3 protein-coding genes are annotated in these 14,932 nt (G+C 71.3%); all 3 read left to right on the forward strand.

The window, feature by feature from the left end:
* The first annotated feature begins 30 nt into the window (after positions 1–30).
* On the forward strand, positions 31–7,893 hold the full coding sequence (locus tag ACWCQM_RS40310; RefSeq protein ID WP_450920028.1) for a type I polyketide synthase: 7,863 nt from the start codon (positions 31–33) through the stop codon (positions 7,891–7,893).
* Positions 7,890–13,673: an SDR family NAD(P)-dependent oxidoreductase gene (locus ACWCQM_RS40315; protein WP_450920029.1), complete on the forward strand. Its 5,784-nt coding sequence runs from the start codon at positions 7,890–7,892 to the stop codon at positions 13,671–13,673. The genes ACWCQM_RS40310 and ACWCQM_RS40315 overlap by 4 nt, the downstream gene beginning before the upstream one ends.
* Positions 13,674–13,736: 63 nt before the next feature.
* Positions 13,737–14,932, forward strand: a 1,196-nt coding sequence (locus ACWCQM_RS40320) for a type I polyketide synthase (protein ID WP_450920030.1), incomplete at its 3' end; no start/stop codon positions are given.

Raw genomic sequence — 14,932 nt, forward strand, 5'->3', positions numbered from 1 at the left:
TTCGTCGAGGTCAGTGCGCATCCGGTGCTGGTGATGAGTGTGCAGGAGCAGGCGGACGCTGCGGTCGTGGTGGGGACGTTGCGTCGTGATGACGGTGGCCTGGACCGGTTCTTCACGTCGTTGGCCGAGGCGTGGGTGCAGGGTGTGGAGGTGGACTGGTCTCAGGCGTTCGAGGGGACGGGTGCGTCGTGGGTGGATCTGCCGACGTATGCCTTCCAGCGCCGTCGCTACTGGCTTGAGGCTGGTGGTTTCGCGGAGGGTGGTCTGTCGGGGCTGGGGTTGGCGGTTGCGGGTCATCCGTTGCTCGGTGCGGCGGTGGTGTTGCCGGAGTCGGCGGGTGTGGTGTTCACGGGGCGTTTGTCGTTGCGTACGCATGCGTGGCTGGCTGATCATGCGGTCGCGGGTTCTGTGTTGCTGCCGGGGACCGGGTTCGTGGAGCTGGCGGTCCGTGCGGGTGACGAGGTCGGGTGTGATGTGGTCGAGGAGCTGACGCTCCAGGCCCCGCTGGTACTGCCCGAGAAGGACGGAGTCGAGCTGCGTGTGACGGTCGCGGAACCGGACGCGGCAGGCCGGCGTACGTTCGGCGTGTACTCACGCAAGGGCGACGCGTACACCGACACGGAGTGGACGAGCCACGCGACCGGAACGTTGACGGCTGGTACTTCGCAGCCCGTGGCCGATCTGACGGCGTGGCCGCCGGAGGGTGCCGTGGCGCTGGCCGCCGACGGCATGTACGCGGACTTCGAGGCCGACGGCTTCGGCTACGGACCGGTGTTCCAGAACGTACGGACGGCGTGGCGGCGCGGTGACGAGGTGTTCGCCGAGGTCGTGCTCCCCGAGGACCGGCAGGAGGAGGCGGGCAGGTTCGGCTTGCATCCGGCGCTGCTGGACGCGGCGTTGCACGGTCTGCGGCTCGGTGGATTCTTCGCCGACGGCCTGGCTCGGTTGCCGTTCGAGTGGCGGGGCGTGTCGCTGTACACGGCCGGTGCGGTGGCCCTGCGCGTGCGTCTCGCCCCTGCCGACGCGGACGACGCGGTGTCGGTGACGGTCGCGGACAGCACCGGGCAGCCTGTCGCCGCGATCGAGTCCCTCGTCCTGCGGCCCATGGATCCGGCCCGGATAGCGAACGCGGCGGCCCGCAGCGGGACCGACGAAGCGATGTTCCGGGTCGAGTGGACCAAGGAGCCGCAGGCGACCACACAGGACCCCGCCCTTGCGGCACCCCGCGACTCGTGGGCGGTGATCGGGTCCGCGGACGCGGTCGCGGGACTCGGGGTCCGTGGGGCTGAGGTCCACGCCGGACTTGAGGAGCTGTGCGCGGCCGTCGAGAACGGTGCGGCAGTCCCCGACGTCGTTCTCGTCCCCTTCACCTCGCAGGGCGGGGAGACCGCACCTGCCGCACACGAGGCCGTACACCGCGCACTGGTTCTGACGCAGACATGGCTCGCGAACCAGCAGTTCGAGGCGGCCGGCACACGACTGGTGCTGGTGACACGCGGTGCCATGGCGGTCGGCTCCGAGGACACGGTCACGGATCTGGCCGCGTCTCCGGTGTGGGGGCTGCTGCGCTCGGCGCAGACGGAGAACCCGGGGCGGTTCGTACTCATCGACACCGATGGAACCCCTGGACTGCCTGATGCCCTGCTCTCCTCCGACGCATCGCAGCTGGCCGTACGCGACGGTGTCGTACGCGTGCCGAGGCTGGTGCGCGCTGAGCCGGCCGCGCAACGGGAGCCGCGGTCGTGGGACCCGGACGGCACCGTGCTGCTGACCGGGGCAACCGGCACGTTGGGCGGGTTGGTGGCCCGGCATCTGGTCGTGGAGCACGGCGTACGGCGCCTGCTGCTGGTGAGCCGCAGCGGGGGAGCGGCCCCCGGCGCGACGGAACTGGTGGCGGAACTGGAGCAGGCGGGCGCGCACGTGTCGGTGGCCACGTGTGACGTCGCCGACCGGGACGCCTTGGCCGGGGTCCTGGCGGGTGTCCCGGCCGAGCACCCGCTGACCGCGGTCGTACACGCCGCCGGGGTACTGGACGACGCGCTGGTCACCGGCCTGGAGGCTGGGAGCGTGGAGCGGGTTCTGCGCCCGAAGGTGGACGCGGCATGGAATCTGCACGAGCTGACGCGGGACCTCGGCCTGTCGTCGTTCGTGCTGTTCTCGTCGGCGTCGGGCGTGCTGGGCAGCGCGGGCCAGGGCGGTTACGCCGCGGCGAACGTGTTTCTGGACGCGCTGGCGGCCGTACGGCGTGCCGAGGATCTGCCGGCCACATCACTGGCATGGGGCCTGTGGCAGCAGAGCAGTGGGATGACGGGCGAGATGGGCCGGGCGGATCTGGCGCGGGCGGCTCGTTCGGGGCTGGTCGCCTTGTCCTCGCGGGACGGGCTGGCCCTGTTCGATGCCGGTGTCGCGGCGGACGAGGCACTCCTGTTGCCGGTGCGCTTCGACCAGGCTGCGTTGCGTGCGCTGGGTACCGAGGTACCCGCCGTGCTCCGCGGGCTGGTACGCGGGCCGGTGCGCCGGGCGCGGGCGGCGGAGAGCGGCGGAGCTGCCGCGGCCCTGGTGCAGAGGTTGTCCGGGCTCCCGGCCGGCGAGAGGGCGCGTGCGCTGTCGGAGTTCGTACGCGGACTGATCGCGACAGTTCTCGGACACGGCTCGGCGGATGCGATCGAGGACGGCCGGGCATTCAAGGAGCTCGGCTTCGACTCGCTGACAGCAGTGGAACTCCGCAACCGGCTGAACGCGGCGACCGGTCTGCGGCTCCCGGCCACGCTCGTCTTCGATCACCCGTCCCCCGGTGCTCTCGTCACCCACCTGAGTGGCGAACTCTTCGGTGGCGAAGACCCGCTGGCGGACTCTTCCGCCGGGGCCGTCGTGCCGTCCCTGGTAAGTGACCCCGGCGATCCGATCGTGATCGTGGGCATGGGCTGCCGCTACCCCGGCGGTGTCGAGTCCCCCGAGGCGCTGTGGGCCCTGGTCGACGGCGGCGTGGATGCGATCTCGGAGTTCCCGACGGACCGGGCATGGGGTTCGGACCTCTACGACCCGGACCCGGACCGGCAGGGCAAGACGTACGCCAGAGAAGGCGGCTTCCTGCACGACGCAGCGGAGTTCGACCCAGGATTCTTCGGCATGTCACCGCGCGAGGCACTGGCCACCGACCCCCAGCAGCGGCTGCTCCTGGAGACCGCCTGGGAGGCGCTCGAGCGTGCGGGTGTCGACCCGAAGGCGCTGCGGGGCAGCCGAACCGGTGTCTTCACCGGTGTGATGTACAACGACTACGGTTCGCGGCTCCGGTTGGCACCGGAGGGGTTCGAGGGCTACCTCGGCAACGGCAGTGCCGGCAGCGTGGCGTCCGGCCGCCTGTCGTACACCTTCGGGTTGGAGGGGCCGGCGGTCACGGTCGACACCGCCTGCTCGTCGTCCCTGGTCTCACTGCACCTGGCCGCCCAGGCTCTGCGTGCCGGTGAGTGCACGCTCGCCCTGGCGGGCGGAGTGACGGTGATGTCCACGCCGATGACGTTCGTGGAGTTCAGCCGGCAGCGGGCCCTGTCGCCGGACGGCCGCTGCAAGTCGTTCTCGGACGGGGCCGACGGTACGGGGTGGTCCGAGGGTGCGGGGATGCTGTTGCTGGAGCGGTTGTCGGATGCGCGGCGCAACGGTCATCCGGTGCTGGCGGTGGTGCGTGGCTCCGCCGTCAACCAGGACGGTGCGAGTAATGGTCTGACCGCGCCGAACGGACCGTCCCAGCAGCGGGTGATCCGTGCGGCCCTCGCGAACGCGGGGGTGTCTGCGGCGGATGTGGATGTCGTGGAGGCGCACGGCACGGGGACGACGCTCGGCGACCCGATCGAGGCGCAGGCGCTTCTGGCCACTTATGGTCAGGATCGTCCGGCCGGCCGGCCGTTGTGGTTGGGGTCGTTGAAGTCGAACATCGGCCACGCGCAGGCTGCTGCGGGTGTGGCGGGTGTGATCAAGATGGTGCAGGCGATGCGGCACGGCGTACTGCCGCGGACGCTGCATGTGGGGGAGCCGTCGTCGAAGGTGGACTGGTCGGCCGGTGCGGTCGAGCTTCTGACGGAGGCGCGTGAGTGGTCGGAGGGTGAGGGGCGTCCGCGTCGTGCGGGTGTGTCGTCGTTCGGTGTGAGCGGCACCAACGCCCACGTGATCCTTGAGCAGCCGTACGAAAGGCTCTCCGAGCGGGTTTCCCTCCCGGCCCCGGAGTCGTACGGGTCGGCCGAGGCGCCCGCGGCGGAATCTGCCGAAGGGGCGGTACCGCACGCCCTCCCGGCTGCCGTGCCGTGGGTGGTGTCCGGCCGGAGCGCGGACGCCTTGCGGGGCCAGGCAGCGCGGCTGGCTGCGCGGGTGCGGGGCGACGCGGAGCTGTCACCCTCGGATGTCGGCTGGTCGCTCGCCGCCGGCCGTTCGGTGTTCGAGCACCGAGCGGTCATGGTCGGTAGCGGGGGCGCGCTGGCTTCGGGTATGGCGGCCCTCGCGCGGGGTGAGACGGCCACCGGTCTGGTCGAGGGTTCCGCTTCCGGGGCTGCCGGCCGGGTGGTGTTCGTGTTCCCGGGCCAGGGTTCGCAGTGGGCGGGTATGGCGGTGGGTCTGCTGGATGTGGCGCCGGTGTTCGCGGAGCGGATGGCGGAGTGTGGGCTGGCGTTGGCGCCGTTCGTGGACTGGGATTTGGATGCGGTGGTGCGTGGGGTTCCGGGTGCGCCGTCGTTGGAGCGGGTGGATGTGGTGCAGCCGGTCTCATGGGCGGTGATGGTGTCGCTGGCGGAGCTGTGGCAGTCGTACGGCGTCCTGCCCTCCGCGGTGGTGGGCCATTCGCAGGGTGAGATCGCCGCCGCATGCGTCGCCGGTGGACTGTCCCTGAAGGACGGCGCCCGGGTGGTGGCGCTGCGGTCGCAGGCCATCGCCGTCAGCCTGGCCGGGCACGGCGGGATGGCATCCGTGCAGCTGTCGGCCGGCAAGGCGGCCGAGCGCATTGCCGCGTGGGACGGCCGGCTGTCGATCGCCACCGTCAACGGGCCCGCCTCGGTCGTCGTGGCCGGTGATCCTGCCGCGCTGGACGAACTGGTCGCCGCCTGCACGGCCGAGGAGATCAGGGTCCGGCGGATCGCCGTCGACTACGCCTCGCACACCTCCCATGTGGAACGTATCGAGGACGAGCTCGCCGAGGTGCTGGCCGACGTACGGCCGAAGGCTTCCCACGTGCCGTTCTTCTCGACCGTGTGCGGGGGGTGGCTGGACACCAGCGGGCTCGACGCCGGGTACTGGTACCGGAACCTGCGGCAGACGGTCCGCTTCCAGGCCGCCATCGAGGCACTGGCCGAGCAGCACCACGGCACGTTCATCGAAGTGAGCGCCCACCCCGTCCTCACGGTCAGCATGCAGGAGACACTGGAGAGCCCGGAGAGGCACCCGACGGCGCCTCCCGTGGTCTCCGGCACGCTCCGGCGCGACGACGGCGGTCCGGACCGCTTCCTGACCTCGCTGGCGGAGGTCTGGGTCCAGGGCGTGGATGTCGACTGGGCACAGGCGTTCGCCGGTTCCGGTGCGCGCCGGGTAGACCTGCCGACGTACGCTTTCCAACGGCGCCGCTACTGGCTCGAGGCACCGGCCGCGGAAGCGGCCTCCGGTGCGGGCACGGCGACGGCGGACACAGCGGCCGGCCAGGTGGATGCCCAGTTCTGGGAGGCGGTCGAGAGCGGGGACCTGGAGTCCCTGTCCACGACACTCGCGGTCCAGGACGAGGACCAGCAGTCCTCACTCGGCAGCTTGCTCCCCGCGCTCTCCTCGTGGCGCCGGCAGCGGCGCACCCGGAGCACTCTTGACAGCTGGCGCTATCGCGTCACCTGGAAGCGGCTGCCGGACAACCAGCCGGCGTCCGCGACGGCCGCGACCGGCGCGTGGCTGCTCGTCGTCCCGACCCGGGAAGCCGAGTCGCCGTGGGCCCGAGCCGTCGCCCGGGTACTGACCGACGGTGGGGCGGCCGTCGTCCCGCTCCTCTGGGACGCGGCCGACGGGGACCGGCCCCAGCTTGCCGAACGCGTACGAGATGCTCTCGCCCGGCACGGGAGGGCCGACGGCATCAGCGGCGTACTCTCGCTGTTCGCCTTCGACGAGGATCCGCATCCGGTGCACCCGGCGGTGCCGAGAGGCGTGGCCGTCACGTTGCAACTCGTGCAGGCCCTGGGTGACGCGGATCTTGCCGCACCGCTGTGGCTTGCGACGCGGAGAGCGGTGTCCACGGGCCGTGCCGACGGTGCCGATGTCAGCACGGCCCAGGCCCAGACCTGGGGGCTGGGCAGGGTCGTCGGACTGGAGCACCCGCAGCGCTGGGGCGGTCTGATCGACCTGCCCGAAACCCCCGACCCTCGTGTGCTGTCGCGACTGAGCGGCGTACTGATCGGTGGCACGGCAGGTCCGGAGGACCAGCTCGCCCTGCGAACGGCGGGCCTCTTCGCGCGGCGCCTCGTGCACGCACCGCTCGGAGAAATTCGTGCTGTACGTGACTGGAAGCCACAGGGTACGGTCATGATCACGGGCGGAACCGGCGCGCTGGGTAGGCGAGTTGCTCGCTGGCTGGCGCGCCGGGGAGCACAGCACCTTGTCCTGACCAGCCGTCACGGCATGGAGGCCGCAGGCGCCGAGGAGCTTTTGCACGAGCTGACGGGGGTTGGCGCTCAAGTGACGATTGCCGCATGCGACGTCTCGGACCGTGCCGCGCTCGCGGCGCTGCTGGAACGACTGCGTGCCGACGGGTCTCCCGTGCGGTCGGTGGTGCACACCGCGGGTGTGGCGCCGAACGCGACGCTCGAGGCGACAGATCTCGCCACACTCTCCGGCGCCGCGGCGGGCAAGGTGGCCGGCGCCGTGCACCTGGACGAACTACTGGAAGGCGACGATCTGGACGCCTTCGTGCTCTTCTCGTCCAACGCGGGCGTCTGGGGTGCGGGCGGGCAGGGTGCGTACGGCGCGGCCAACGCGCACCTCGACGCGCTGGCCCAGCGGCGCCGCTCCCGCGGCCTCCCCGCCACATCCGTCGCGTGGGGTGCCTGGCGCGGAGAGGGGATGCTGGCCGACAACGGGGCCGAGGCCCACATGGAACGCCTCGGCGTGCTCGCGATGGACCCCGAACTGGCGATCCAGGCACTCCAGCAGGCCCTGGACCATGACGAGACGTGTGCCGTAGTCGCGGACGTGGACTGGTCACGCTTCGCGCCCGGGTTCGCCGCTGCCCGGCCGCGCCCTCTGTTCGACGACCTGCCGGAGGCACAGCGCGCACTTCAGTCGCCCGGCCCGGCTGAACCGACCGGTGCGGGGGAGGAACCCGGCGGCCTCGCCGTCTCGCCTGCCGACCGATTCACGGCGATGAGCGGACCTGAGCTGGAGCGGACCCTGCTCGAGCTGGTCCGCACCACCGCAGCCGCGGTACTGCGGTACGAGGAATCCGACACGGTCGGCGAGCAACGGGCCTTCAAGGAGCTCGGCTTCGACTCCCTGACAGCCGTCGAACTCCGCAACCGGCTGCAGAACGCCACCGGCCTGCGCCTTCCTACCGCGCTGGTCTTCGACCACCCGACCCCCCTCGACCTCGCCGGGCACCTGCGCGTTCAGTTCGCCGGAGCCGGGGCGGGCACACCAGGGTCCGCGATCGCCGAACTCGACAAGCTGGAGGCGGCGGTCCTCTCCCTCCGGGCGGAGGACGAGGACCTGCGGGCCACGGTCACCTCGCGACTGCACGTACTTCTGTCGAGGCTCGACGGCTCGTCGGCGGGCGGACTCCCCGATGCCCCGCAGGGCCACCGGCCCGGCGACGACCAGCTCGACGCGGCCACGGACAACGAACTGTTCGACTTCATCAACCAGGAGTTCGGTAAGTCATGACGGCGAACGAGGACAAGCTTCGGGAATACCTCAAGTGGGTCACCTCCGACCTCCAGAAGACGCGGACGCGCCTCCAGGAACAGGAGGCGCGTGAGCGGGAGCCCATCGCGATCGTCTCGGTGAGCTGCCGCTTCCCCGGCGGAGCCGACTCCCCCGAGGAGCTGTGGAAGCTGCTCGACGAAGGCGCCGACGCCGTCTCCGCCCTGCCCGACGACCGAGGCTGGGACATCGACGCCCTGTACGACCCCGAGGGGGATTCGGGCAGGCATGGCACGACGTACGTGAACGAAGGCAGCTTCGTCCGCGACGCCGCCGAGTTCGACGCGGCCTTCTTCGGGATAGCACCGCGCGAGGCGCTGGCGATGGACCCGCAGCAGCGGCTGTTCCTCGAAGCCTCCTGGGAGCTGATCGAGCGCGCCGGCATCGACCCGACGTCGCTCAAGGGCAGCCGGACCGGCGTCTTCGTGGGCGGCGCGCCCTCCCACTACGGCCCGAGCGCAGGAGCGGTGACCGAGGACGTCGCCGGCTACGTCGTCACCGGCGGCTCCGGTGCGGTGCTCTCCGGGCGCCTCTCCTACTTCCTCGGCCTCGAAGGCCCGGCCGTGACCGTGGACACAGCTTGCTCGTCCTCCCTGGTCGCCCTGCATGAGGCGGCGCACGCACTGCGCCGCCGGGAGTGCTCCCTGGCCGTGGCGGGAGGCGTCTCCGTGATGTCCACCCCGGTGGCCTTCGTGGAGTTCAGTCGGCAGCGTGGCCTGGCGGCCGACGGGCGCTCGAAGGCGTTCTCCGACACGGCCGACGGCATGGGCTGGGGAGAGGGCGCGGGCGTGCTGCTGCTGGAGCGGCTGTCCGACGCACGACGGCATGGGCATCCCGTGCTCGCCGTGGTGCGTGGCTCGGCGGTGAACCAGGACGGTGCGAGCAATGGTCTCACCGCGCCGAACGGTCCCTCGCAGCAGCGGGTGATCCGGGCGGCGCTCGCGGACGCGCGGATCTCGGCCGCGGACGTGGACGTCGTGGAGGCCCACGGAACGGGCACGACACTGGGCGACCCCATCGAGGCCGAGGCGCTGCTCGCCACGTACGGGCAGGTACGCCCGGCCGACCGCCCACTGTGGCTGGGGTCGTTGAAGTCGAACATCGGGCACACGCAGGCCGCCGCCGGTGTGGCCGGCGTGATCAAGATGGTGCTGGCGATGCGGCACGGCGTGCTTCCCCGGACGCTGCACGCGGATGAGCCGTCGACGAAGGTCGACTGGACGGCAGGCGCCGTCGAGTTGCTGACGGAGCGCCGGGAGTGGCCGCAGGCTGAAGGACGCCCGCGCCTCGCCGGAGTGTCGTCGTTCGGAGTGAGCGGCACCAACGCGCACGTGATCCTGGAAGAGGCCCCGCATCACGAGGCGATGCCGGAGACGGAACAGTCATCCGACGCGGCACCCCCGGCCGGAGCGGTCCCGCTGCCCACGGTCCCGTGGGTGGTGTCGGGGCACGGCGCCGACGCGGTTCGGGACCAGGCGGCACGGCTGCTGTCCCGGGTACGGGACGACATGGAGCTGTCTCCTGTGGACGTCGGCTGGTCGCTGGCGTCCGGGCGGGCGGCGCTGGAGAACCGCGCCGTGGTCATCGGCGGCTCGCGCGAGGACCTCGTCGCGGGGCTGAGCGCGCTGGCCGCCGGCGAGGAGAAGGCCCCGGGTGTGGTGGCCGGGTCCGGCACCTCGGGCTCCGGCCGCCGGGTCGCTTTCGTGTTCCCCGGGCAGGGCTCGCAGTGGGCCGGGATGGCCGGCGAGCTGTGGGGGTCGTCGCCCGCCTTCGCGGCGCAGATGGACGAGTGCGAGCGCCTGCTGGGCGGGCTGGTCGACTGGTCACTGCGCGAAGTGCTGGACGACGAGACGATGCTGGCGCGGGTGGATGTCGTGCAGCCCGCTCTGTTCGCCATGATGGTGTCGCTCGCGGCGATGTGGCGCTCAGCAGGTGTGGAACCGGCCGCCGTGGTGGGACACTCGCAGGGCGAGGTCGCCGCCGCGTATGTGGCCGGCGTACTGTCCCTGGAGGATGCCCTCCGCGTGGTCGCACTGCGCAGCCAGGCTCTGCTGGCCATCGCAGGGCGCGGCGGGATGCTGTCGATCGTGGCGTCGGAGGAGTGGGTACGCGAGCGGATCGCCCCCTTCGGTGAGGCGATCTCCATCGCCGCTGTGAACGGCCCGAAGGCCGTGGTGATCTCGGGCGATGCCGACGCGCTGGCCGGGTTCGGGACCGTACTGGCCAAGGCCGGGGTGATGCGGTGGAACGTCCCCGGAGTGGACTTCTCCGCGCACTCCGCACACGTCGAGGCGATTGAGGAGGAACTGGCCGAGCTGATCTCCGGCGTCGAACTGCGCGCGTCCGAAGTGCCCTTCTACTCGGCCGTGACCGCTGGAGCCCTCGACACCGCGCAGCTGGATGCCGGCTACTGGTACCGGAACCTGCGCGAGCCGGTCCGTTTCGAGGAGACCGTCCGCGCGCTGGCGAAGGACGGACACCAGGTGTTCGTCGAGATCAGTCCGCATCCCATCCTGACGATGGGCGTTCTGGAGACGCTGGAGAGCCCCGAGCAGACCGCATCCGCCGTGGTGACCAGCACGTTGCGTCGTGACGAGGGGGGCCTGGACCGGTTCTTCACGTCGTTGGCCGAGGCGTGGGTGCAGGGTGTGGAGGTGGACTGGGCGCGGGCGTTCGTGGGGACGGGTGCGTCGTGGGTGGATCTGCCGACGTATGCCTTCCAGCGCCGTCGCTACTGGCTTGAGGCTGGTGGTTTCGCGGAGGGTGGTCTGTCGGGGCTGGGGTTGGCGGTTGCGGGTCATCCGTTGCTCGGTGCGGCGGTGGTGTTGCCGGAGTCGGCGGGTGTGGTGTTCACGGGGCGTTTGTCGTTGCGTACGCATGCGTGGCTGGCTGATCATGCGGTCGCGGGTTCTGTGTTGCTGCCGGGGACCGGGTTCGTGGAGCTGGCGGTCCGTGCGGGTGACGAGGTCGGGTGTGATGTGGTCGAGGAGCTGACGCTCCAGGCCCCGCTGGTACTGCCCGAGAACGACAGCGTCCACCTGCGCGTGACGGTCACCGGCGCGGACGACTCCGGTCGCCGCGAGGTGCGCGTCCATTCGCGGCCCGATGCCGTCGCCCACGACGAAACCTGGACGTGCCACGCCACCGGTGTGCTGACGGCCGCCACGGCGCAGCCACCCGGCATCGGGGCGCCCGTCCCGGATCTCACCGTGTGGCCACCCGCGGGCGCTACACCGGTCGAGTGCGGCCATGTGTACGAGAGGTTCGCCGAGCTCGGATACCACTACGGCCCCCTCTTCCAGGGCTTGCGGACAGCCTGGCGACGCGGCGACGAAACCTTCGCCGAGGTCGCGGTGCCCGAGGAGTGGCAAGCGGAGGCGAATCGGTTTGGCATACACCCGGCGCTGCTCGACGCCGCGCTGCACACGGCGGGACTGAGCGCGGTCACCGCGCACACCGAAGACGGCGCCGCGGCACCGGAGGCGCGGCTGCCCTTCGCGTGGCGCGGTGTGTCGCTGCACGCCGCCGGGGCGACGGCCCTGCGGGTGGCCATGGCGCCCACGCCGGGCACGGACGCAGTGTCCCTGGCCCTGGCGGACGACACCGGGAGGCCGGTGGCCTCGGTGGACTCGCTGGTCATGAGGCCGGTGGACACCCAGCGGCTGGGGAGCGCAGCCGACCGGGGACCCCTCCAGGACGCGCTGTTCCGCGTGCAGTGGGAGGGCCGCCCGGTCCCGCACGAGCGAGACGTTTCCGGCTCCGTCCCCTGGGCCGTCGTGGGCGGCGACGCTCTCGGCGCGGCCTCCGCGCTGGCCGAGGCTCGCACGGACGTGAAGCCGTACGAGGATCTCGACTCCCTCCGCGACGCCTTCGCCGACGGCGACGCGCTCCCGCCGGTCGTCCTGGCCGACTGCTCGACCGACACGAGCCGGACCGGCGGCTGCATGGCCACGGCCGTACGTGACGCGCTGCACCGGGCGCTCGCACTGACACAGGCGTGGCTGTCCGAGAAGCGGTTCGCGACGGCTGGATCACGCCTGGTGCTGGTGACACGCGGCGCGACGGCCGGCGGCCCCGACGGAGAACTGACGGATCCGGCCGCGGCCACGGTGTGGGGTCTGCTGCGCTCGGCGCAGACCGAGAACCCTGGCCGGTTCGTCCTCGTGGACACCGACGGCGTACAGGCCTCGTGGAATGCGCTGCCCGGCGCGCTCGCGTGGTCGGAAACCCAGGACGAGCCGCAGCTCGCCCTGCGGGCCGGCGACGTGCGGGTCCCGCGACTGACACGCGTCGCCGCGACCGCCCCCGAAGCCGGTGCGGCACCCGGCACCACCGCATCAGACACGGGCACGGCCGGCAGTGCCCCCGCCTTCGGTACGGGCACCGTCCTCGTGACCGGTGCGACCGGCACGCTGGGTGGTGTCGTCGCCCGGCATCTGGTGGTGCAACACGGGGTGCGGCACCTGCTGCTGGCGAGTCGCAGCGGGGCAGCGGCCCCGGGTGCGGCGGAGCTGGTGGCCGAACTGGAGCATGCGGGCGCGTGCGTGTCGGTGGCGGCCTGTGACGTCGCCGACCGGGACGCGCTGGCCGGGGTGCTGGCGGGTGTCCCGGCCGAGCACCCGGTGACCGCGGTCGTACACGCCGCCGGCACGCTCGACGACGGCGTCCTCTCCTCCCTCACACCGGAACGGCTCGACACGGTGCTGCGTCCCAAGCTCGACGCGGCGATCCACTTGGACGAGCTGACTCGCGAGCTCGACCTCTCGGCGTTCGTGCTCTTCTCCTCCGCATCCGCCACCTTCGGCAGTCTCGGCCAGGCCAACTACGCTGCCGCCAACGCGTTCCTCGACGCATTGGCTCAGCACCGGCGTGCGCGGGGCAGGCCGGCCCTCTCCCTGGGCTGGGGCTTCTGGGCCCAGACCACCGGTCTGACGGGCAGCCTCTCCGAGACCGACATCCGGCGCCTGTCACGCGGCGGCATGACTCCGCTGCCGACCGACCGGGCACTTGAACTCCTCGACATCGCACAGCAGTCGGGCGAGGTCGCGCTCCTGCCGATCCAGTTCGACCGCGCGGCGCTCAACCGCCCGACGAGCCCGGACGCGGTTCCTCCGGTCATGCGAGGCCTGGTACGCCTCCCCGCGCGGCGCACCGCCGCAGCGGGAACGGGCGCGGCGTCGGCACCGGAGGACGGGTCCGCGCTGAAGCTACGGCTGACCGCACTCGACGAGCCCGGCCGCAGGCACACCCTGCTGTCCCTCGTACGCAAGGACGCGGCGGCCATTCTCGGCCACGCCACGACGTCAACCGTCGAACCGGACCGCGGATTCACGGAGCTCGGCTTCGACTCGCTCATGGCCGTCGAATTCCGCAACCGGCTGAACGCGGCCACGGGGCTGCGACTGCCGGTCACACTCATCTTCGACTACCCCACCCCCACCGCACTCGCAGAATTCCTCCGCACGGAGATCGCGCTCGACGAGGACGGCAGCGGGGTTGCGGGCCGGGCGGCGATGTCCGCGGCGGCGGAACTGGACCGGCTGGAGAGCATGCTCGACGCCGTCGCCAAGGACGAGGTCAGGCGCTTGGAAATCATGGTGCGGATGAAGTCCTTCCTGGCAAGACTCGGCGACGCCGGAGGCGCGCGGGCGGCGTATGACACCTACGCGGACAGCGACATCGAAACGGCAACGGACGACGAGCTGTTCAGCGCCCTCGAGAACGAGCTGGGGAAATCCTGAGACGAGGAACGCGGGACCTGGCCGTTTTCCTTTTCGCGATTTTGCACGGGGAGCTGAATTCGAATGTCCAACGAGGACAAACTCCGCACCTACCTCAAACTGGCAACCACGGACCTCCGTCAGGCCCGCCGCCGAGTCGAGGAACTGGAGGCCAAGAACCACGACCCCATCGCGATCGTGGCAATGAGCTGCCGGTACCCGGGCGGCGCCACCTCGCCCGAGGGTCTGTGGGACCTGGTCGCTAACGGCACCGACGCGGTCTCGGTGTTCCCCGCCGACCGAGGGTGGGACGTGGAGAACCTCTACGACCCGGATCCCGACCGGCAGGGGAAGAGCTACGCCCGCGAAGGTGGATTCCTTTACGAAGCAGCCGAGTTCGACCCAGGCTTCTTCGGCATGTCGCCCCGGGAGGCACTGGCCACCGACCCCCAGCAGCGGCTGCTCCTGGAGACCTCCTGGGAGGCACTGGAGCGAGCCGGCATCGCCCCGTCCTCGCTGCGGGGCAGCCGGACCGGTGTCTTCGCCGGCGTGATGTACAACGATTACGCCGCCCGGATGCAGTCGGCCCCTGAAGGCTTCGAGGGACATATAGGCAACGGCAGCGCGGGCAGTGTCGCCTCGGGACGGATCTCCTACACCCTGGGCCTTGAGGGCCCTGCGGTGACGGTGGACACGGCATGCTCCTCGTCGCTGGTCGCGCTGCATCTGGCCGTGCAGTCACTACGCAGTGGCGAGTCCACGATGGCCCTGGCCGGCGGCGTGGCCGTGATGTCGTCCCCCACCATCTTCGTGGAGTTCAGCCGGCAGCGGGCCCTGTCGCCGGACGGCCGGTGCAAATCCTTCTCGGACACGGCGGACGGGGCGGGTTGGGCCGAGGGGGTCGGGATGCTGCTCTTGGAGCGGCTCTCGGACGCGCGGCGGAACGGACATCCCGTACTGGCCGTCGTACGTGGCTCTGCCGTCAACCAGGACGGTGCGAGCAGTGGTCTCACGGTGCCGAATGGTCCGTCGCAGCAGCGGGTGATCCGGGCTGCGTTGGCGAATGCGGGGGTGTCTGCGGCGGATGTGGACGCGGTGGAGGCGCATGGTACGGGGACGGCGTTGGGTGATCCGATTGAGGCGCAGGCGCTTTTGGCCACTTATGGTCAGGATCGGCCGGCCGGTCGGCCGTTGTGGTTGGGGTCGTTGAAGTCGAACATCGGTCATACGCAGGCTGCTGCGGGTGTGGCGGGTGTGATCAAGATGGTGCAGGCGATGCG

It is taken from the genome of Streptomyces sp. NPDC002125 (genome assembly GCF_053593715.1).